Annotated in this window: 15 protein-coding genes and 1 tRNA gene; 9 read left to right on the forward strand and 7 right to left on the reverse strand. The window is 72.9% G+C overall.

Annotated elements, in window-relative coordinates; translation table 11 throughout:
• Positions 1-64 precede the first annotated feature (64 nt).
• Both Srubr_RS36060 and Srubr_RS36065 read left to right on the forward strand, forming a co-directional pair.
• The gene (locus Srubr_RS36060) at positions 65-1468 is read left to right on the forward strand and encodes a sensor histidine kinase (protein WP_189995764.1); all 1404 of its coding nucleotides are present in this window, start codon (positions 65-67) and stop codon (positions 1466-1468) included.
• Between the two features lie 110 nt (positions 1469-1578).
• Positions 1579-3048: a glycoside hydrolase family 18 protein gene (locus Srubr_RS36065; RefSeq protein WP_189995762.1), complete on the forward strand. Its 1470-nt coding sequence runs from the start codon at positions 1579-1581 to the stop codon at positions 3046-3048.
• A 64-nt stretch (positions 3049-3112) separates the two neighbouring features.
• Here Srubr_RS36065 and Srubr_RS36070 read toward each other — a convergent pair whose 3' ends face one another.
• Positions 3113-6034 (reverse strand): AfsR/SARP family transcriptional regulator, encoded by a 2922-nt coding sequence (locus tag Srubr_RS36070; protein WP_189995760.1) that lies wholly within the window; start codon positions 6032-6034, stop codon positions 3113-3115.
• Positions 6035-6341: 307 nt separating this feature from the next.
• Here Srubr_RS36070 and Srubr_RS36075 point away from each other — a divergent pair, with 307 nt between their 5' ends.
• Complete coding sequence (locus Srubr_RS36075; protein ID WP_230426673.1) at positions 6342-6566, forward strand: hypothetical protein; 225 nt, start codon at positions 6342-6344, stop codon at positions 6564-6566.
• A 70-nt stretch (positions 6567-6636) separates the two neighbouring features.
• On the opposite strand, the gene Srubr_RS36080 is transcribed toward Srubr_RS36075, so the two are convergent.
• Both Srubr_RS36080 and Srubr_RS36085 read right to left on the reverse strand, forming a co-directional pair.
• Positions 6637-8061: a GH1 family beta-glucosidase gene (locus Srubr_RS36080; protein ID WP_189995757.1), complete on the reverse strand. Its 1425-nt coding sequence runs from the start codon at positions 8059-8061 to the stop codon at positions 6637-6639.
• A gap of 151 nt (positions 8062-8212) precedes the next feature.
• A complete protein-coding gene (locus Srubr_RS36085; RefSeq protein WP_189995755.1) occupies positions 8213-9262 on the reverse strand; it encodes a LacI family DNA-binding transcriptional regulator in 1050 nt (349 codons plus the stop codon).
• Between the two features lie 483 nt (positions 9263-9745).
• Between Srubr_RS36085 and Srubr_RS36090 the strand changes: the two genes are divergently transcribed.
• The 5 genes from Srubr_RS36090 to Srubr_RS36110 all read left to right on the forward strand — a co-directional run bounded on the left by Srubr_RS36090 (position 9746) and on the right by Srubr_RS36110 (position 16381).
• Positions 9746-11068 (forward strand): ABC transporter substrate-binding protein, encoded by a 1323-nt coding sequence (locus tag Srubr_RS36090; RefSeq protein WP_189995753.1) that lies wholly within the window; start codon positions 9746-9748, stop codon positions 11066-11068.
• A 407-nt stretch (positions 11069-11475) separates the two neighbouring features.
• A complete protein-coding gene (locus Srubr_RS36095) occupies positions 11476-12468 on the forward strand; it encodes a carbohydrate ABC transporter permease (protein WP_189995751.1) in 993 nt (330 codons plus the stop codon).
• 14 nt (positions 12469-12482) lie between these two features.
• Positions 12483-13406 carry a carbohydrate ABC transporter permease gene (locus tag Srubr_RS36100; RefSeq protein ID WP_189995749.1) on the forward strand — a complete coding sequence of 308 codons (924 nt, stop codon included), beginning with the start codon at positions 12483-12485 and terminating at the stop codon, positions 13404-13406.
• A gap of 389 nt (positions 13407-13795) precedes the next feature.
• Positions 13796-15238, forward strand: coding sequence for a GH1 family beta-glucosidase (locus tag Srubr_RS36105; RefSeq protein ID WP_189995747.1), 1443 nt, complete (start codon positions 13796-13798; stop codon positions 15236-15238).
• Between the two features lie 87 nt (positions 15239-15325).
• The gene (locus Srubr_RS36110; protein WP_189995745.1) at positions 15326-16381 is read left to right on the forward strand and encodes a LacI family DNA-binding transcriptional regulator; all 1056 of its coding nucleotides are present in this window, start codon (positions 15326-15328) and stop codon (positions 16379-16381) included.
• A gap of 124 nt (positions 16382-16505) precedes the next feature.
• On the opposite strand, the gene Srubr_RS36115 is transcribed toward Srubr_RS36110, so the two are convergent.
• From Srubr_RS36115 to Srubr_RS36130, 4 genes are all read right to left on the reverse strand, one after another.
• Positions 16506-16578, reverse strand: a tRNA-His gene (locus tag Srubr_RS36115).
• 107 nt (positions 16579-16685) lie between these two features.
• Positions 16686-17288: an oligoribonuclease gene (gene orn, locus Srubr_RS36120; RefSeq protein WP_189995743.1), complete on the reverse strand. Its 603-nt coding sequence runs from the start codon at positions 17286-17288 to the stop codon at positions 16686-16688.
• 168 nt (positions 17289-17456) lie between these two features.
• Complete coding sequence (locus tag Srubr_RS36125) at positions 17457-18680, reverse strand: helix-turn-helix domain-containing protein (protein ID WP_189995734.1); 1224 nt, start codon at positions 18678-18680, stop codon at positions 17457-17459.
• A 379-nt stretch (positions 18681-19059) separates the two neighbouring features.
• Positions 19060-19329 carry a hypothetical protein gene (locus Srubr_RS36130; protein ID WP_189995732.1) on the reverse strand — a complete coding sequence of 90 codons (270 nt, stop codon included), beginning with the start codon at positions 19327-19329 and terminating at the stop codon, positions 19060-19062.
• 315 nt (positions 19330-19644) lie between these two features.
• On the opposite strand from Srubr_RS36130, the gene Srubr_RS36135 reads away from it, so the two are divergent.
• Positions 19645-20172, forward strand: coding sequence for a universal stress protein (locus tag Srubr_RS36135; protein ID WP_189995730.1), 528 nt, complete (start codon positions 19645-19647; stop codon positions 20170-20172).
• The last annotated feature ends 97 nt before the right edge of the window (positions 20173-20269 follow it).

The raw sequence follows: 20269 nt of genomic DNA on the forward strand, positions 1-20269 counted from the left end.
CCGCACCCGGTCCCTCCGAACCCGCCCCCCGCGTGCCCCCGTCCCCCTTCGGCGGCGAGGCGCGATGAGGTGGGCGTTGGTCAAGGTCTGTCTCGCGGTGACCACGATGGTCGTCGTCGCCTTCGCGGTGCCGCTCGGCCTGGTCGTCAAGGAGATGGCCCGTGACCGCGCGTTCTCCAACGCCGAGCGGGAGGCCGCCGCGGTCGCGCCCGCGCTGTCCATCACCACCGACCGGGACCAGCTGGAGCGGGTCGTGGCCTCGGCCGGAGCCGGCTCCCGGATGGCCGTGCACCTGCCCGCCGACGGCGGCCGGGCCGCGCTGGACCTCGGCCGGCAGCGCGCCGCCGCCCGGGACGTCCGGGCCGTCCGCGGACTCGGCCGCGCCTCCACCACCACCGTGCCCGGCGGCTCCACCCTGCTCCAGCCGGTCGCCCTCGGCTCGGGCGCGATAGCCGTCGTCGAGGTGTACGTCCCGGAGTCCGAGGTGACCAACGGCGTCGGCACGGCCTGGGCGGTGCTCGCCGCCGTCGGCCTGGCGCTGATCGTCGGCTCGGTGGCCGTCGCCGACCGGCTCGGGGTGCGCATGGTGCGCCCCGCGCGCCGGCTGGTGGAGGGCGCGCACGAACTGGGCGAGGGCAAGCTGGGCGCCCGGGTGCCCGAGGACGGCCCGACCGAACTGCGGCTGGCCGCCAGCGCGTTCAACGCCATGGCCGACCAGGTCGTCCAGCTCCTCGCCAACGAACGCGAGCTGGCGGCCGACCTCTCGCACCGGCTGCGCACCCCGCTCACCGTGCTCCGGCTGAACGCGGCCTCCCTCGGCGGCGGACCGGCCGCCGAGCAGACCCGGGCCGCCGTCGCCCAGCTGGAACGCGAGGTCGACACCATCATCCGCACCGCCCGGGAGGCCAAGCCGCAGACGGCCGCCGCCGGGCCCGGCGCCGGCTGCGACGCGGCCGAAGTGGTGCGCGAGCGCATGGAGTTCTGGTCCGCGCTGGCCGAGGACGAGGGCCGCAAGTGGCGGGTGGCCGGGGTGGACAGGCCGGTGCGCGTACCCGTGGCCCGCGCCGACCTGGTCGCCGCCCTCGACGCCCTGCTCGGCAATGTGTTCCGGCACACCGCCGAGGGCACCGCCTTCGCGGTCGACGTGCACAACGGCGAGGACGCGGTGATCGTGCTCGTCTCCGACGCGGGCCCCGGCATATCCGACCCCCAGGCGGCGATGGCCCGCGGCCGGGGCTCCGGGCACACCGGCTCCACCGGGCTGGGCCTGGACATCGTCCGCCGGCTCGCCGAGTCCACCGGCGGTGACGTGCGCATCGGCTCCTCGGTGCTGGGCGGCACGGAGGTGCGGATCTGGTTGCAGCAGACCGGACGGGGACCGGCGGGCCGTGGCCGGGCAGGAGCCGTGCGCAGGCGCCGGCCGGGCAAATCGGTCTTCGCCTTTAACCGACCCCGATCGCTTCCTTAAGCGAACCCTAAGGTGCGCGAAGGGCGCCCCGGACAAGCGGTTTGTCCGTTTCCGGATCGCTAGCGTGCTGCCGCACCCCACCCCCGTGAACAGCGAAGGCAGGCACGCGCATGAGCACGCACCGGCGCAGGATCAGTGGCAGGAACAAGGCGATAGGCGGCCTGCTGGCCGCGGCCGTGACCGGCGGCGGCGCGGTCCTGCTCACCGGCACCGCCAACGCCGCCGGGGTGCACGCCGCGTACACCAGGACCAGCGACTGGTCCACGGGCTACACCGCCCAGTACGTCGTCACCAACAACACCGGCGAGACCGAGAAGACCTGGACGCTGGAGTTCGACCTGCCCGCGGGCGCCACGCTCTCCTCGCTCTGGAACGGCGAGTGGAGCGTCAGCGGCCGGCACGTCACCGTGAAGCCGGCCGCCTGGGACACCGCCGGGCTGGCCCCCGGCAAGTCGGTGACCGTCGGCTTCGTGGTGAACGGCGGCGGCGACCCGGACGGCTGCCGCATCGACGGCACCCAGTGCTCCGCGGACGGCGCCGCCACCCCCGAGCCGAGCGGCCGCCCGACCCGGACCACCCCGGCCCCGGACCCCACCCCCACCAGGACGACCACGCCGACCCAGACCGTCACCCCGGCCCCCACCCCCTCGCAGAGCACCGGCACGGGCACCGGAACCGGCAGCACCGCCTCCGCCGGCTTCGCTCCTTACGTCGACACCTCCCTCTACCCGGCCTTCGACCTCCTCGGCGCGGCCGACGCCACCGGCGTGAAGGAGTACACCCTCGCCTTCCTCACCGACGGCGGCGGCTGCACCCCCAAGTGGGGCGGGGTCACGGACCTCACCGGCGACGGCGTGGCCGCGCAGATCGGCGCGCTGCGCGCCAAGGGCGGTGACGTGCGGGTCTCCTTCGGCGGCGCCGCCGGCTCGGAGCTGGCCACCACCTGCTCCTCCGCGGACGCGCTGGCGGCGGCGTACGGCAAGGCGGTCGACGCCTTCCGGCTGACCAAGGTGGACTTCGACGTCGAGGGCGGCGCGCTGCCCGACAAGGCCGCCAACACCCGCCGCGCCCAGGCCATCGCCAAGCTCCAGGCCCGGCACCCCGGCCTGGACGTCTCCTTCACCCTTCCGGTGATGCCCGAGGGCCTCACCCAGGCCGGTGTCGACCTCCTCGCCGACGCCAAGGCCAACGGCGTGCGGACCGGCACCGTCAACATCATGGCGATGGACTACGGCGCCTCGTACGGCGGGGACATGGGGACCTACGCCGAGCAGGCCGCGACCGCCACCCAGGCCCAGGTCAAGAGCGTGCTGGGGCTGTCCGACGCCGCCGCCTGGAAGACCGTGGCCGTCACCCCGATGATCGGCGTCAACGACGTCTCCTCCGAGGTCTTCAAGGTCGAGGACGCCACCCAACTGGTGAACTTCGCCAAGTCCAAGGGCCTCGGCGGGCTGTCCATGTGGTCCGCGACCCGGGACAAGAGCTGCGCGGGCGGCCCCAAGCCCGCCGCCGACCCCACGTGCAGCTCCGTCGCCCAGGAGCCGTACGCCTTCTCGAAGGCGTTCGCCGCCTACAAGTGACCTGCCCGCACGGGCGTGCCCGCCCCGGCCGGACGACCACGCCCTGGGCCGGGGCGGTGCCGGGTCAGGAGGCCAGCGCCGACGCGGCGCCCTCGTGCAGCAGGTCCCGCAGAACCCGGGCCTGGCCCGTGCCCAGATTCTCGTACAGGGCGAGCGCCTCCCGCCAGCAGGACTTGGCCCGGCCGGACTGGCCGAGCCGGTCGAGCGCACGGCCCAGCAGCGTCAGCGCGTCCGCCCGCCGCACGTCCCCGCCCACCTCGGCCAGCGGAACCAGTGCCGCCTCGGCGGAGGCGGCGGCAGCCGCCGGAGCGCCCTGGGCGAGCTGGATCTCCGCCATCCGGTAGTGCGTCATGCTCTGCCAGAACAGCTGCCTGCTGCCCCGGAACACCTCCAGCGCCTCGTCGAGCAGGCGCAGCGCGGCATCCGGCTCGCCGGAGGCGGCCAGGGCGAGCGCCAGGGCGTAGCGCGCGTTGGCGCCGCGCAGGGCGTGGCCCATCGCGTCGTACATCTCCACGCCCTGCCGGGCCAGCCGGACCGCCTCCTCGGGGCGGCCGTCCGCCACCCGGAGACGGGACAGGCCGCTCAGCGCCGCCGCCTCGCCCGGCCGGTCGCCGCAGGCGCGGAAGCCGTCGGCCGCGCGGGTCAGATGCCTCTCGCCGTCCGCGAGCCGGCCCCGGTAGTGCGCGATGACGCCCCGCCGGTCACAGGCCCAGGCCGTGGTCAGGGGGTCGGTGTCGGCGCTCAGTTCGACGGCCCGCGCGGCGGCCTCGTCGGCGGCCTCGAACCGGCCGCTGATCACATGGGCATGGGCCGCCGTGATCAGGGCCCGCGCCTCGGCCCGCCGGTCGCCGGCCGCGCGGGCGGCGTCGCACAGGGCCAGGGCCGCCTCCTCGTACGGCTGCGAGAGGCTGCCCTCGGACAGGTCGAGCGCGGCCCAGAGCGTGTCCACCGCGCGCCGCAGCAGCGGTGACCGGGCCGTCTGGCGGACCACGGAGAGCAGGGGCCCGGCCTCCGCGTAGAGCCAGTCCCGGGCCGCCGGCGGGTCGGCGAAGGACAGCCCGGGGTGCCCGGCGGTCTCCAGGTGGTCCACCAGCCGGTCCTCCGGCCGCTCGATCGCGTACGCGCGGGTGGCCGTGGCCAGGTAGAAGTCCAGCAGCCGGCCGAGGGCGGCCTCCCGTTCGGCGGGCCCCTCGTCCCGCTCCGTGCGGGCGCGGGCGAAGAGGCGGACCAGATCGTGGAAGTGGTAGCGGCCGGGCGCGGCCGATGTCAGCAGGTGGGCGTCGACCAGGAACTCGAGCAGGTCCTCGGCGTCCTCGGCCGGGAGGTCCAGCAGGGCCGCCGCCGCGGCCAGGGAGATGTCGGGGCCGTCGGCCAGGCCGAGGAGGCGGAAGGCGCGGGCCTGGGCGGGCTCCAGCCGTTCGTAGACGTATGCGAACAGCGCCGTCACCCTCAGGTCGCCGCCGTAAAGCTCGTCCAGGCGGCGCCGTTCGTCGGCGAGCTTGGCCACCAGCACCGAGATCGTCCAGGTGCGGCGGGCGGCCAGGCGGGCGGCGGCGATGCGGATGGCCAGGGGCAGGTAACCGCAGGCTGCGACCACGTCCATGGCCGCCTCGCGTTCCGCCCGCACCCGCTCCTCGCCCACGATCCGCGTGAACAGGGCCAGGGCCTCCTCCGGGGACATGACATCCAGGTCCACCAGGTGGGCGCCCGCAAGGTCCGGCATGCGCACGCGCGAGGTCACCAGGGCCGCGCAGCCGGGGGTGCCGGGCAGCAGCGGGCGCACCTGGGCCGCGTCCCGGGCGTCGTCCAGGACCACCAGGACCCGCCGGCCGCGCAGCAGCGAGCGGTACAGCGCCGCCCGCTCCTCCGTCGAGTCGGGGATCGCCGCATCCGGGGTGCCGAGCGCGCGCAGGAACGAGCCGAGCACCGTGGCCGGTTCGGCGGGACGCCGCTCCGCGCCTTGGAGGACGGCCCACAACTGCCCGTCCGGGAAGGCGGGGCTGACAAGGTGCGCCACCTGGACCGCCAGTGCGGTCTTGCCGACCCCGGCCATGCCCGTGACGGATGCTACGGCCATCACCTTGCCCTCACCTGACGTGAGCGCGTCGCGCAGCTCCTCCACGAACGTGGTCCGGCCCGTGAAGTCGGATACGGCAGCCGGGAGTTGCGCGGGTACGACGGGTGCGGCAGCCGGTCCGGCCACCGGGGCCGAGGGCTGTGCGAGGACCGGGTCCGCCTGCAGGATGCGCTGCTGGAGGTCGCTGAGGCCCGGCCGCGGGTCCACGCCCAGTTCGTCCCGGAGCAGCCGACGGGTGTCCGCGTACACCGCGAGCGCCTCCGCCTGCCGGCCGCTGCGGTACAGCGCCAGCATTAGCAGTTCGCGCAGCCGTTCGCGCAGCGGATGGGCCGCCGTCAGCGCGGTCAGCTCGGCCACCGCCTCGGCGTGCCGGCCCTGGTCCAGGTCCATGTCCAGGCGGGATTCGAGGAGTTGCAGCCGCCACTCCTCCAGGCGGGTCCGCTGTGCCTCCGCGTAGGGGCCGGGCACGCCGGCCAGCGGCTCGCCGTCCCACAGCGCGAGCGCCCGGCCGAGGACGTCCCGTGCCCGGCCCAGCTCCCCGGCGGCGCGCGCCTGCTCCGCCTCCTCCGCCAGGCTTTGTGCGGTCCACAGGTCGACGGCGCCCTCGGGCAGCGCGCTGATCGCGTATCCGCCCGGACGGCTGACCACGACGTCGGGGCCCAGCACCTTCCGCAGCCGGGAGGCATACGTGCGCACGCCGGGCAGCGCCGACGCGGGCGGTTCGGTGCCCCACAGGGAGTCGATGAGCTCGGCGGTGCTCGCCGTACGGCCTTCGCGCAGCAACAGGGCGGCCAGCAGCGCCCGTTGGTAGGGACTGCCCGTGGCCAGGGAGTCCTCGCCCCGCCAGGCGCGCACCGGGCCGAGGAGGGTGAACCGCAGTTCCGGGTCACCGGATACCGATTCACGCATGACGCCCCCTTCCCGCAAGTCAGGGTAACAACCGGTGCGGACGGCGCGTATATCGTTCGTATATCTCGGCGCGCGACCATCTGACGAGCAGTCTTCCGCGACTTGCCCAGTCCGGAGCTGACCTGAGCGGGGGAACCCAGGGGTGGCTCCCTGGGGCCCCCTGCTCCTTCGTCGTCTCGGCCAACTCTGGTCCACAGGGCTCGGTTTGAGCTACCGTCATATCACCGGCACCTCACCGAGACTGTCCATGTCCCCCGCCAAGGGACGCGTATGGCCTGCTCACGGCGTGGCCGGTACCGGACTGGGCATGTCGCACAGAGAAGAGCGCCGTATGCACTCGATGAGTCCTGCTGTCCTGCTCTCGGCCGGAGTCGTGGTGACTCTGGCCTATTTCGTACTCGTGGCGTATCTCGCCCGGGCCCTGAAGTCGGCACACCGGCTGCCCGTGGTGATCGCTGCGCTCGCCGGGCTCCTCGGGGCCCTGCCGGCCATCCTCTACGCGCTGTACTCCGCGCTCAAAGTGATCGCCTGACGCCCGGCGTCCCGCACCGGGGACGACGAAGGGCGCGGCCCGTCCCCCACGGCAGGCCGCGCCCTCCGGGCTAGGCGGCCGGCACGGGCGGCAGCGCTCCGGTGCGGGCCGCCTCGCCGTACCAGCGGGCGCTCGACTTCGGCGTCCGCTCCAGCGTCGCGTAGTCCACGTAGACCGCGCCGAACCGCTTGCCGTAGCCGTAGGCCCACTCGAAGTTGTCCATCAGCGACCACAGGTAGTAGCCGCGCACATCGGCGCCGTCGGCGATGGCCCGGCGCACCTCCGACAGGTGGCCGTGCAGGTAGGCGATGCGCTCGGGGTCGTGCACGCGGCCGTCGGGGTCGGGTTTGTCGTCGTAGGCCGCGCCGTTCTCGGTGACGTACAGCGGCAGGCCGGGCGCCTCGCGCGTGTAGCGCATGATCAGCTCGTACAGGCCCGTCGGGTCGATGGTCCAGCCCATCTCCGTGCGCTCGCCCGGCGTCTGGTGGAAGAGGATGTCGTCGGAGCACGGCCAGGGGGAGTGCTCGCTGGCGCCGTGCCCGTCCGGCCGGGGCCCCTTCACCTCCCCGGACGCGGCCGAGACCAGTGCCGGCGTGTAGTAGTTCAGGCCCAGCGCGTCCAGCGGCGCGTTGATCGTGCGCACGTCGGTGTCCAGGACGTGACTCCAGTCCGTCACCGAGCGCGTGGCCTCCAGCAGCGTCTCCGGGTACGCCCCGTGCAGCATCGGGCCGTGGAAGATCCCGTTGGCCAGGTCGTCGATGCGGCGCACGGCGGCCAGGTCGGCCGGGTCCTGGCCGAGCGGGCGCACCACCGAGGAGTTGAGGCTGACCGCGATCCGGTTGTGGGCCGGCATCGCCGCGCGCAGGGCGGACACGGCCAGCCCGTGCCCGAGGTTCAGGTGGTGCGCGGCACGCAGGGAGGCCGCCGGGTCGGTGCGGCCGGGCGCGTGCACCCCGGAGCCGTAGCCCAGGAAGGCGCTGCACCAGGGCTCGTTGAGGGTGATCCACTGCTCCACCCGGTCGCCCAGCGCCTCCCCGACCAGCCGCGCGTACTCGGCGAACCGGAACGCGGTGTCCCGCTCCGGCCAGCCGCCCGCGTCCTCCAGTTCCTGCGGGAGGTCCCAGTGGTAGAGCGTGAGCGCCGGCTTGATGCCGTGCTCCAGCAGCTCGTCGACCAGCCGCCGGTAGAAGTCCAGGCCGCGCTGGACCACCGGGCCCCGGCCCGTCGGCTGCACCCGGCTCCAGGACACGGAGAAGCGGTACGCGGTCAGGCCCAGCTCCGCCATCAGCGCCACGTCGTCGCGGTAGCGGTGATAGTGGTCGACCGCGACGTCCCCGGTCTCACCGCCGGCCGTGCGGCCCGGCGTATGGCTGAAGGTGTCCCAGATCGACGGGGTGCGGCCGTCCTCCCCCACCGCCCCCTCGATCTGGTACGCCGAGGTCGCGGCGCCCCAGAGGAAGGCGGGCGGAAAGGTCTGTGTCATCGGTTCGGGCATGGAGGCTCTCCCAGGGGTCGAGTGCACGCATTATGCATGGGAGCGCTCCCACGATGGAAGGGGGAGACGCGGTGGTGCGGTGCGACAGGGGGGCGTGCGGGGGTGCGATGCGAGAGGGGGCGTGCGGGGGCGCGGTGCGGCGGACGGCCCGTCAGGCGGACTCCCGCACCACCAGTTCCGTGGGCAGCACCACCCCGCGCTGCCCCGTGCCGCGCTGGGCGATCTCCTCCAGCAGCAGGGTCGCCATCGTGCGGCCCATCTCCGCCAGCGGCTGGCGGACGCTGGTCAGCGGCGGGTCGATGTGCCGGGCCACGATGGAGTCGTCGAAGCCGACCAGCGCCACGTCCCCGGGTATCCGGCGGCCCGCCGCGCGCAGTTCCTGCACCGCGCCGGAGGCCATCACGTCGGAGGCGGCGAAGACGGCGTCGAGATCCGGGCGTCGGCGCAGCAGTTCCCGCATGGCCGCGCGTCCGCCCTGCTCGGTGAAGTCGCCCGCCGCGATCAGCTCCCCGGCGACGGGAACGCCGGCGTCCCGCAGCGCGTCCCGGTAGCCGTCCAGCCGGGCCCGCGCCGCGTCCATGTCCAGCGGGCCGGTGATGGTGGCGACGGCCCGCCGCCCGCCCGCCAGCAGGTGCCGCACGGCGAGCCGGGCGCCGCCCCGGTTGTCCGCGCGGACATGGCCCAGCCGCTCCCCCTCGCCGCGGCGCCCGGCGAGCACGGTGGGCACGGCCAGTTCCGCGAGCCGGTCGGGCAGGGTGTCCTCGGCGTGCACCGCCATCAGCAGCACCCCGTCCACCCGTTGCGCGGCGAGGTAGCCGGCCAGCCGGCCGTACTCGGTCTCGTCGCCGGTGAGCACCAGCAGCAACTGCATGCCCGCGCTGGTCAGTCCGGCGGACACGCCCAGGATGATCTCCGAGAAGTAGGGCTCGGCGAACAGGCGGCTCTCGGCGTCGGGCACGACCAGCGCCACCGAGTCCGTGCGGCGGGTGGCCAGCGTGCGGGCGGCGCGGTTGGGGACGTAGCCGAGTTCCGCGATCGCCCGCTCGACGGCCGCCCGGGAGCGGTCGCTGACCTTGGGGGAGCCGTTGATGACCCGGGAGACCGTGCCGCGGCCCACGCCGGCGCGGGCGGCCACGGCGTTGAGGGTCGGTCGCCGCACGTCCACCGTCCGGGGCGGCTGCGGCTGTTGGGCAGGGCTCATCGTTCACCTTCCGGCGGTCCGGGTCGGGGGCGCTTCATTCTGGCCCAGGAATTCCGGCAACGGCCCCCGGGCTGCGGGCAGATGGCAGCGGGGAGCGGCCGAACCGCCGGTGACCTGGGCCGATGCCGGGCGGCCCCAGGCAGACCGAGGTGAGCGGGGCGACACGTTCCCGTGACGTACGGAACACGCTTGCGCAACAACGCCGTCTTCAAGTCTTGACACCCGGCCCCGGCACGGACGAGTCTTCCGGCATGCCGCGTGGGAGCGGTCCCACGGGGTGACCGGGGCTCTCTTCCGTGTGGCCGAAACCACCCATGGCCTTCCCCTCTACCTTGCATGGCACACCGTTGACCAGCACGTTTCCATCGCACACCGTGTGCTGTTGGCTAGCCGCTGCTCGATCCGAGAGGGCAGGTCCGGACCGCCCGGCCCGGCGGTCCGAATCCTGAGGTCCCGTTCCCCACTGGAACAAGGAGTAGTGGAATGCGCATCACCCGTACCGGCGGTGGCCACGGCCGCAGAGCGGCGATCGTGGCCACGACGGCCCTGACCGCCTCAGCCCTGCTGCTGACCGGTTGCAGCAGCGACGACGGCGACTCGGGCAGCACGGACGCGGACGGCAACATCACCCTCACGGTGGCCGACTACGGGCAGTTCGGCTACAAGGAAGCCAACCTGTTCGCCAAGTACCACGAGCTGCACCCGAACATCACGGTCAAGGAAGAGACGACCGCCAACGAGCAGGACTACTACCCGAAGCTCCTTCAGCAGCTGAACACGGGCAGCGGCCTGGCGGACGTCGTCGGTATCGAGGTCGCGCGCATCAAGGAGGTCGTGGACACCCAGGCGGACAAGTTCACCGACCTCGGCAAGACGATCAACGTCGGCGACTGGGTGTCCTGGAAGGCGAAGCAGGCCACCGCCAAGGACGGCACGGTGATCGGCGCCGGTACCGACATCGGCCCGATGTCCCTGTGCTACCGCAAGGACCTCTTCGAGAAGGCGGGCCTGCCCACCGACCGCGAGGCCGTCGCCAAGGCCGTCGCCGGCGGCTGGGAGGACTACCTCAAGCTCGGCGAGCAGTACCAGAAGAAGGCGCCCTCCGGCACGTACTTCATGGACTCCGCCTCCGCGATGTACAACGCGGTCGTCTCCTCCTCGTCCCAGCAGTACTACAACGCCGAGGGCGAGGCGGTCTACAAGGACAGCCCGTCCGTCAAGCAGGGCTGGAACCTGGCGGCGCAGGCCGCCGAGAAGAAGCTCACCCAGGGCCTGCCGCAGTTCACCGACGCCTGGACCGCGGCGCTGCGCAAGGGCAGCGTGGCCACCGTGGCCTGCCCGGCCTGGATGGCCGCCCAGATCTCCACCAACTCCGGCGACGCCTACAAGGGCAAGTGGGACATCTCCCGCGCGCCCGGCTCCACGGCGGCCAACTGGGGCGGCTCCTTCCTGACCGTTCCCAAGAGCGGCAAGCACGTCAAGGAGGCCCAGGAGCTGGTCAAGTGGCTGACCGCGCCCGAGCAGCAGGCCGCGGTGTTCAAGGCCGCCGGTATCTTCCCGTCCAACCAGAAGGCCTACGACCTGCCCGACGTGAAGAACGGCAAGCTCCCGTACTTCAGTGACGCCCCCATCGGCCAGATCTTCGCCGAGGAGGCCAAGACCATCCCCGAGGCGGTGCTCGGCCCGAAGGACGGCGTCATCAAGGACACCATCTCCAACCAGATCAACAACATGGAGAAGCGGGGCACCGACCCCGACGACGCCTGGGAGGCCGCGACCGAGACGCTCGACAAGGCGCTCGGCTGACCGGCCGGGGTGCGGGCGGCGCGTGAGCCGCCCGCACCCCGCCCGTACGGGCCCCCGCCCCCGCCGCCGGACAGCGCAGACCGGTGCGCGGCACGGGGAGCCGGACGCCGTCGCCGAACTCCCGCCAGGCCCGTCCCTCGTGCCGGCGGCGGGAGGGACGGCGACCGGAGCCGGGCCCAGGGCGGGTGAGTGCCCGACGACGCGGAGCGGTGCCCGGTCAGGGCGCCGCCGCGGCGTCACCGGCGGGGACCGGCGGCCGACGGCCGGGTTCCGCCCCCTACGCACGTCAGGCCGCGGCACGGGTCGTCCGCCACCGTACCGATCCGCGCGGGGAGCGGCGGACCGGTCCCGGTCCGGACCGCGCCGTACGCCCCACCGGCCGAAACCTTCAGGGAAGGACTCCCTCCGTGGCAACGACAACCCCCGCACGGGGTGCCTACACCCCGCCGTCCGGCGGCTCCGGTGCCGCGTCGAACGGACGCGGCACATGGCGCAGCCGGCTGTGGCGCTTCGACGACAAGGCGTCGCCGTACGCCTACATCGCCCCCTTCTTCCTGATCTTCGGTGCCTTCGGGCTCTATCCGCTCCTCTACACCGGCTGGATCGCCCTGCACCGGGTGGAGATGACGGGCCTCGACCAGTCCGAGTGGGTGGGCTTCGACAACTTCTCCAGAATCCTCCAGGACGCCGAGTTCTGGACGGCCGTCTTCAACACCTTCGTCATCGGTGTCATCTCCACCGTGCCGCAGCTGCTGGTGGCCCTGGGCCTCGCCCACCTGCTCAACTACAAGCTGCGCGCCAGCACCTTCTGGCGAACCGTCATCCTCACCCCGTACGCCACCTCGGTCGCCACGGCCGCCCTGGTCTTCGCGCTGGTCTTCCGCGCCGACGGCGGCATCCTCAACTGGGTGCTGCACTTCTTCGGCGTCGGCGACGTCGACTGGGGCGAGGGCACCTGGACGTCCAAGATCGCCATCTCGGTCATCGTGATCTGGCGGTGGACCGGCTACAACGCCCTCATCTACCTGGCCGCGATGCAGGCGGTCCCCACCGATCTGTACGAGGCCGCCGCCATCGACGGGGCGTCGCGCTGGCAGCAGTTCCGCAAGGTGACCATCCCCTCGCTGCGGCCGACGATCCTGTTCACCATCGTCATCTCGACCATCGGCTCGATGCAGTTGTTCGGTGAGCCGCTGCTGCTCCAGGGCGGCACCCTCGGCTCGATCGGCGGCAGCGAGCACCAGTACGAGACGCTCAGCATCTACCTGTTCAACTACGGCTGGAAGCTGGGTCATCTGGGACCGGCGGCGGCCGTGGCCTGGGCCATGCTCGTCCTGCTGCTGCTGATCGCCCTGATCAACTGGATCGTCGGCCGGTTCGTGCGCAAGAACGCGGCCTGACGGGAGCGACATCGATGACCACGACCAGTCCCACCAAGACCTCGGCGCCGGACCTCCTCCAGGCACCGTCCTACACCGCCTCCGGCAAGACCCCGGGCCGTCTCCGCCTGGGCGCCGGCCAGCAGTTGCGGGGCGGCCCGTTCACCTACGCCGCCCTGATCGTCGTCGGGCTCGGCTCGATCTTCCCGCTGTACTGGACGCTGGTGGCCGCCTCGCACGACCAGCAGCGGGTCCTGGACAGCCCGCCGCCGCTGGTGCCGGGCGGCAGGCTCGGGAGCAACCTCCAGGCGGCCTGGGAGCAGGCGAACCTGGGCAAGGCCATCGTCAACAGCGTGATCGTGGCCGGCAGCATCACCGTCGCCACCCTGTTCTTCTGCACCCTCGCCGGTTACGCCTTCGCCAAGATGCGCTTCCGCGGCCGGAACGTGCTGATGACCGCGGTCATCGCCACCCTGACCATCCCGCCCCAGCTCAGCGTCGTTCCGCTGTTCATGATGATGTCGGACATCGGGTGGGGCGGAAAGCTCGAGTCGGTGATCTTCCCGACCCTGGTCGGCGCGTTCGGCGTCTTCTTCATGCGCCAGTACCTCGTCGAGGCGCTGCCGTACGAGCTGATCGAGGCGGCCAAGGTGGACGGGGCGAGCAACTTCCGCATCGTGTGGAGCGTGGTACTGCCCGTGGCCCGGCCCGCGATGATGGTGCTGGGCATGCTCACCTTCGTGCAGGCCTGGAACGACTTCTTCTGGCCCTTCCTCGCGCTGAACCAGCAGAACCCGACCATCCAGGTGGCGCTCGGCCAGCTCAGCGCCTCCTACACGCCCGACCAGAGCATCGTCATGGCCGGCGCGCTGATCAGTACCCTGCCGCTGCTGCTGGTCTTCGTGATCTTCGGCAAGCAGATCGTCGGGGGGATCATGGCGGGCGCGGTCAAGGGCTGAACCCCGGCCGCGGGGCCCGCCCCGCCGGACCGGCCCGTGTCCCACCGCCGGCCCGCCGCGCGCGCCGGCCCACCCCTCGTGCCCGGTCCGGTACCGCCCGCCTCCTCATCCGCCCCGCAGCGGGCCGTACCGGACCGGACACCACCCGGCCCCGCCGGGGCCGTATTCGAACGGGACGCCCACCGCCCGGCCACGGCCGCGCCTTTCGGGCCCGCACCGGGTACCGAACGGGCACGGCACTTGTCCCTCTCCACCGCCCACCGGCCGCGACGCCCGTCACGCACCGAGGCGGGGGCCCGGGCCGTCCCGCCCCACCCGCGACCGGCTCCCGCACGGCCGGGCCGCGCCGTCCGTCATCCATTCCTCTTCGTTTTGGGAGCGCTCTCACCATGACCGCCGTACGACCCGAGACCATCGCCGAGCCGGCCTCGGACACCTCCTTCCCGACCGGCTTCGTCTGGGGCGCCGCCACCGCCGCCTACCAGGTGGAGGGCGCCGCCACCGAGGACGGCCGCACCCCCTCCATCTGGGACACCTTCAGCCACACCCCCGGCAAGGTCCGCAACGGCGACACCGGTGACATCGCCGCCGACCACTACCACCGGTACCGCGACGACGTGGCCCTGATGAAGGACCTCGGGCTCAAGGCCTACCGGTTCTCCATCTCCTGGCCCCGGGTCCAGCCCACCGGCCGGGGCCCCGCCGTCGAGCGCGGCCTGGACTTCTACCGCCGGCTGACCGACGCCCTCCTGGAGGCGGGCATCACCCCGGTCGCCACCCTCTACCACTGGGACCTGCCGCAGGAGCTGGAGGACGCGGGCGGCTGGCCGCACCGCGACACCGCCCACCGGTTCGCCGACTACGCCGCCCTCGCCGCCCGCGCCCTGGGCGACCGGGTCGGGATGTGGACCACCCTCAACGAGCCCTGGTGCTCGGCGTTCCTCGGCTACGGCTCCGGCGTGCACGCCCCGGGCCGGACCGACCCGGCCGCCACCCTGCGCGCCGCCCACCACCTGAACCTGGCCCACGGCGAGGCCGTCGGCGTCCTGCGCACGGCCCTGCCCTCCTCGGCGCAGGTCTCCATCACCCTGAACCTGCACCAGGTGCGCCCGCTCACCGGCAGCCCCGAGGACGCCGAGGCCGCCCGCCGCATCGACGCCGTCGGCAACCGGATCTTCACCGGCCCCCTGCTGGACGGCGCCTACCCCGAGGACCTGCTGCGCGACACCGCGCACCTGGTCGACTGGGACGAGCTGGTGCGCGCCGGGGACCTCGCGGAGATCTCCCGTCCGCTCGACGTGCTCGGCGTCAACTACTACGCGCCGACCGTGGTCTCGCTGCCCGCCGACGGCGCCGCGAGCACCCGCAACGACGGCCACGGCGCGAGCGACCACTCCCCGTGGACCGGCTCCGAGCAGGTCGCCTTCCACCTCGCCAACGACGACCTGACCGCCATGAACTGGGCCATCGACGCCAGCGGCCTGCACACCCTGCTGACCGAGATGTCGGCCCGGCACCCCGGGCTGCCGCTGATGGTCACCGAGAACGGCGCCGCCTTCGACGACTATGTCTCCCCGGAGGGCCGCGTCGAGGACCCGCAGCGGATCGCCTACCTCCGCTCCCACCTGGACGCCGTCCGCCGCGCCATCGCCGACGGCGCCGACGTGCGGGGCTACTTCCTGTGGTCCCTGCTGGACAACTTCGAGTGGTCCTACGGCTATTCGAAGCGGTTCGGCGCCGTCTACGTCGACTACCCCACCCAGCGCCGCATCCCCAAGGCCAGCGCCCGCTGGTACGCCGAGGTGATCCGGAACAACGCCCTGCCCGCCTGACGGCCCGTCCCCGCCCGCGGAATCGAAGGCGCCGCCGTCACGCTGTTACATTCCTGGCCTGACGGCGGTGAACGGAAGGCGGCGACCATGGCAGGCAACGGTGTGAGGGGCCGGGGCGGCCGGCGGCCGACCCTGGAGGAGGTCGCCGCCCGGGCCGGGGTCGGGCGGGGCACGGTCTCCCGGGTGATCAACGGCTCACCCCGGGTCAGCGACGCCACCCGTGCCGCCGTAGAGGCGGCCGTCGCCGAGCTGGGCTACGTCCCCAACACCGCGGCCCGCGCCCTCGCGGCCAACCGCACCGACGCCATCGCGCTGGTCGTCCCCGAGCCGGAGACCCGGTTCTTCGCCGAGCCCTACTTCTCCGACATGCTGCGCGGGGTCGGCGCGGGACTGTCCGACACCGAGATGCAGTTGCTGCTGACCTTCGCGGGCAGCGACCGGGAGCGGCAGCGGCTGGCCCAGTACCTGGCCGCCCACCGGGTGGACGGCGTCCTGCTGGTGGGCGTGCACGCCGACGACCCGCTGCCCGATCTGCTGGCCGAGCTGGAGATCCCGGCCGTGATCAGCGGCCCGCGCTCGGCGGCCGAGTCGCTCACCTCGGTGGACTCCGACAACTACGCGGGCGCCCGCGCGGCCGTGGAACACCTGCTGTCCCGGGGCCGGCACCGGATCGCGCACATCACCGGCGCGCTGGACGTCTACGGCGCCCAGCGCCGCGCCGACGGCTACCGCGACGCCCTCGCCGACGCCGGCCGCCCGGTGGACGAACTCCTCATCGAACCGGGGGACTTCAGCGAGGAGGGCGGCCGGCGCGCGATGGCCACCCTGCTGTCCCGCCGGCCCGGCCTGGACGCGGTCTTCGCGGGCTCGGACGTGATGGCGGCGGGCGCCCGCCAGGTGCTGCGCGAGGCGGGCCGGCGCATCCCGGAGGACGTGGCACTGGTCGGCTACGACGACTCGGCCATCGCCCGCCACATGGACCCGCCGCTCACCAGCGTCCGGCAGCCCATCGAGGAGATGGGCCGCGCGATGATCGACCTGCTCCTCACGGAGATCGCCGGCCGGGGCCCGGGTCCGGCGCGGGCGGCGGCCCCCCGCCGGGCGGTGCTGCCGGTGCAGCTGGTGGAGCGGGCGTCGTCGTGACGCGGCTCACCGGCCGGGTCCGCACGAGTCCCGGCCGGTGGGGGAGCGGGCCGGAAAACGCGGGTGGGAAAACGAATCAGCCGGTGACTCCGTCTTCCGACGGAGTCACCGGCTGATCACCCAGGGTGAGTGACGGGACTCGAACCCGCGACATCCTGGACCACAACCAGGTGCTCTACCAGCTGAGCTACACCCACCACGACCGGTGGTGGAACTTGTCGTTTCCCCGACCGGCCGAGAAGAAGTCTACAGGGTCTTCAGGGGTGCTCGCGCACACGTTTTCGCGCGGGCGGGCCCGGGGCGGCTACGGCGCGGGTACGACGTGCCGGGCGGCGATCTGCCGGGCGGTGTCGGAGTCCGGGCCGGGCTGGGGCACGAAGATGGCCTCCCGGTAGTAGCGCAGCTCGGCGATCGACTCGCGGATGTCGGCGAGGGCCCGGTGGTTGCCGTTCTTCTCCGGGCTGTTGAAGTACGCCCGCGGGTACCAGCGGCGGGCGAGCTCCTTGACCGAGGAGACGTCGACGATCCGGTAGTGGAGGTAGTCCTCCAGGGTCGGCATGTCCCGCAGCAAAAAGCCGCGGTCGGTGCCCACGGAGTTCCCGCACAGCGGGGCCTTGCCGGGCTCCTTCACGTGCTCGCGCACGTACGCCAGGACCTGCTCCTCGGCGTCCTTCAGGGTCGTGCCCCGCTCCAGCTCGGCGAGCAGCCCGGACGCGGTGTGCATCTGACGCACCACCTCCGGCATCGTCTCCAGCGCGCGGGCCGGCGGACGGATGACGATGTCCACCCCCTCGCCGAGTACGTTCAGCTCGGAGTCGGTGACGAGGGCGGCCACCTCGATGAGCGCGTCGTCGGACAGCGAGAGGCCGGTCATCTCGCAGTCGATCCACACCATGCGATCGTTCATGCGACCACCCTAAAGCGCACCTGAGCTTTTTACGTGCCCCCGTGCTCCGCAGGACGGGCCGAAGGGGGTTCGTCGTCCGGGTGCGGGCGCGTCCTGGCTCGTCGCGCGGTTCCCCGCGTCCCTCGGGCACGACGGAGGGGGCGGACGCGTCCGCCCCCTCCGTCGTGCTCAGTTACCGCTGCGCGGGCCCGGGAGCAGGCCCACCGCGCCGGCCGGGGCGCGGCGCGCCTGGAGCGGTACTCCGCCTTCGCGGTGCTCGTGGAGCAGCGCGGGGGCGGTGCCGCTCACCGGTCCCGGGCCGGGCAGCCCCGCGGGGGCGCCCTGCGGGCCGGTCACCGGCACCGCCGGCTCCGGCTCGCCCGGCTTCTCGCCCTGCGGCCTGCGGGCCCGGTAGGCGGCCCGGTAGGCGGCGGGGGAGGAGCCGAGCTGGCGGCGGAAGTGGCCGCGCAGGGCCACCGGGGAGCGGAAGCCGCAGCGGCCCGCCACCTCGTCCACCGAGTAGTCCGACGTCTCCAGCAGCCGCTGCGCCTGGAGCACCCGCTGCGTGATCAGCCACTGCAGCGGCGCGCTCCCGGTGAGCGAGCGGAACCGGCGGTCGAACGTGCGGCGGCTCATGTAGGCGCGTGCCGCCAGTGTCTCCACGTCGAACTGCTCGTGGAGGTGTTCCAGCGCCCAGGCGACGACCTCGGCGAGCGGGTCGGCGCCGATCTCCTCGGGTAAAGACCGGTCGAGGTAGCGCTCCTGGCCTCCCGACCGGCGCGGCGGGACGACCAGGCGCCGGGCGAGCGCGCCGGCCGCCTCGTTGCCGTGGTCGGTCCGCACGATGTGGAGGCAGAGGTCGATCCCGGCCGCGGTGCCCGCCGACGTCAGCACGTCGCCGTCGTCGACGAACAGCTCCCGCGGGTCGACGTGCACCGACGGATAGCGCTTGGCCAGCGTCGGCGCGTACATCCAGTGGGTGGTCGCCGGGCGGCCGTCCAGCAGGCCGGCCGCCGCGAGCACGAAGGCCCCGGTGCACAGCCCGACGATGCGGGCGCCCTCCTCGTGCGCCCGGCGCAGCGCGTCGAGCGCCTCCTCCGGCGGCGGCGAGGTGATCGACCGCCAGGCCGGCACGACGACCGTCCCGGCGCGGGAGATCGCCTCCAGCCCATGCGGTGCGGTGAGTTCCAGGCCCCCTGTGGTCCGCAGCGGGCCTTCCTCGCCCGCGCACACCAGCAGCCGGTAGCGCGGCACGCCGGCGTCCTGGCGGTCGATGCCGAACACCGAAAGCGGAATGGAACTCTCGAAGATGGGGCCGCCGCTGAACAGCAGCACCGCGACGATTTCCTTACGGCGTCGCCCGGACAGTTTCCGGGCTGCGGCATCCTGCGCGGCAGTGGAGTCGTGGCTCATACTGCTAAGCCCCCCTCGGTGGTCGCGGCTCCTCGGTTGTGTCGCTCCTGCACGTTTCCCCTCGGTCCTGCACGAGTCCCCCGCCGTAAAGACGATCAAGATCGAATTTACTGGCTCCCGCGATCATGCGGTGGCCAGTTCGACACGCCGGACATTGTCGACATGACAACTTGGCGTGAAGCATTCGATCACGAAGCGTTGCACTCACGGGGCGTGCAGGGAAGTGCGCCTTGTCGTCGTGGCCAATCCGCGTAGGGTGCACGACGGCCCGCGGACCCTTTCCTTGCAGGTGGAACGGGGATTGGAGGGTGGGTCGGAGCCCTCTTGGTCGATATCCAGAAGTTGGCTGAAAAGCAGCGCTCGGAGGCGCGAAAACAGGTCAGTCGACCGGTGTCTGACCCCGGGTGTGACGTCCGCCTCTTTGCGCGGCGCAACGCGCCGCACACCGCTCCGACCGGCGCAGCAGCAGCCTGCAGACGGCCGTGACGGCGGTGAGACCCAGTGCGGTGCCGGCGGTGCCGGCCAGTGAGGTGCCGTACCAGAGCAGGACGACCGGTACGAGCACGCAGCTGAAGGCTGCCCACCGGATCAGCTCGCCGACGGCGTCCGGCGCGGGGCGGGGGTCGCTGCTGGATCGGGGACCGGGCATCTCGTACTCCCTGTGGCGGTGGCTCACCCCGGTACAACGCGCGTTCGACCGGCCGGTCACCGACCGTACATCTGTGAACGGTGTGCAAACCGCCTGTACGTGGCAGCAACCATTGCGTTACGGGCGCGGCTCGTGCATGCTCCGGTGAACCCCTGCGGACGCCGGGGGACCGCTTACGGAGCGTGCGCGGTATCTGGGCTCGGGAGGAGTGCCGCCGTACCCTTGGGGGTATGGGCTTGGGAAGACGTTTCCCGGACACAGCTCCGCCGCACACTGTCGTCCCTTCCCATAAAGGATCACAACGCCGAGACAGCCATGGCCGGTCACGAATTCTTCGAACCCGCGGACCGCAAGCGGCCGGTCGCCGACCCCACGGCGGCCGATCCCCTGGCGGCGGAAGAGACACGTCCTTCCTGCGACCCCGCCTTCCGGCACGGAGTCGTCGTCGGCTTCGACGGCTCCACCTCCAGTGAGCGCGCCCTCGCCTACGCGATCGGCATGGCCCACCGTTCCCGCTCGGGCCTGATCATCGTCCATGTCGCCAACCGGTTGCCCACCACCGTGTGGGCCGGCTGCGAACCGCCCGTCTTCGTCGACGTGCCGGACCACCGCACCGAGGTCCTCGGGCTCGAACTGGCCTGTGCGGACTATCTGGCCGAGGTGCCGTGGATCCTGGTCGAGCGGGGCGGCGACATCTGCCACGAACTCGAAGAGGTCGGGCGGGAGTACGAGGCCGACGCGATCGTGGTCGGCTCCACGCACGGCATCGTCGGGCGGATCTTCGGCTCCGTCGCCGGGCGGCTCGCCAAGCGGGCGCGACGGCCCGTGATCGTCATCCCCTAGGGCGTCCCACGCCCCCTCAACTCCCTTTGCGCACACGCGGACTACTCGCGCGTAGCAGGTGTTCCGGCCCTGGTGGAGGGCATATACCGGGCACCGC

This window comes from Streptomyces rubradiris (assembly GCF_016860525.1).
GTDB lineage: Bacteria > Actinomycetota > Actinomycetes > Streptomycetales > Streptomycetaceae > Streptomyces > Streptomyces rubradiris.

What these genes read in the sequence shown, in the direction of transcription:
- Srubr_RS36060 (WP_189995764.1), top strand. Translation starts at nt 65, where the DNA reads ATGAGGTGGGCGTTGGTCAAGGTCTGTCTCGCGGTGACCACGATGGTC.
- Srubr_RS36065 (WP_189995762.1), top strand. Translation starts at nt 1,579, where the DNA reads ATGAGCACGCACCGGCGCAGGATCAGTGGCAGGAACAAGGCGATAGGC.
- Srubr_RS36070 (WP_189995760.1), bottom strand. Translation starts at nt 6,034, where the DNA reads ATGCGTGAATCGGTATCCGGTGACCCGGAACTGCGGTTCACCCTCCTC.
- Srubr_RS36075 (WP_230426673.1), top strand. Translation starts at nt 6,342, where the DNA reads ATGTCGCACAGAGAAGAGCGCCGTATGCACTCGATGAGTCCTGCTGTC.
- Srubr_RS36080 (WP_189995757.1), bottom strand. Translation starts at nt 8,061, where the DNA reads ATGCCCGAACCGATGACACAGACCTTTCCGCCCGCCTTCCTCTGGGGC.
- Srubr_RS36085 (WP_189995755.1), bottom strand. Translation starts at nt 9,262, where the DNA reads ATGAGCCCTGCCCAACAGCCGCAGCCGCCCCGGACGGTGGACGTGCGG.
- Srubr_RS36090 (WP_189995753.1), top strand. Translation starts at nt 9,746, where the DNA reads ATGCGCATCACCCGTACCGGCGGTGGCCACGGCCGCAGAGCGGCGATC.
- Srubr_RS36100 (WP_189995749.1), top strand. Translation starts at nt 12,483, where the DNA reads ATGACCACGACCAGTCCCACCAAGACCTCGGCGCCGGACCTCCTCCAG.
- Srubr_RS36105 (WP_189995747.1), top strand. Translation starts at nt 13,796, where the DNA reads ATGACCGCCGTACGACCCGAGACCATCGCCGAGCCGGCCTCGGACACC.
- Srubr_RS36110 (WP_189995745.1), top strand. Translation starts at nt 15,326, where the DNA reads ATGGCAGGCAACGGTGTGAGGGGCCGGGGCGGCCGGCGGCCGACCCTG.
- orn (WP_189995743.1), bottom strand. Translation starts at nt 17,288, where the DNA reads ATGAACGATCGCATGGTGTGGATCGACTGCGAGATGACCGGCCTCTCG.
- Srubr_RS36125 (WP_189995734.1), bottom strand. Translation starts at nt 18,680, where the DNA reads ATGAGCCACGACTCCACTGCCGCGCAGGATGCCGCAGCCCGGAAACTG.
- Srubr_RS36130 (WP_189995732.1), bottom strand. Translation starts at nt 19,329, where the DNA reads ATGCCCGGTCCCCGATCCAGCAGCGACCCCCGCCCCGCGCCGGACGCC.
- Srubr_RS36135 (WP_189995730.1), top strand. Translation starts at nt 19,645, where the DNA reads ATGGCCGGTCACGAATTCTTCGAACCCGCGGACCGCAAGCGGCCGGTC.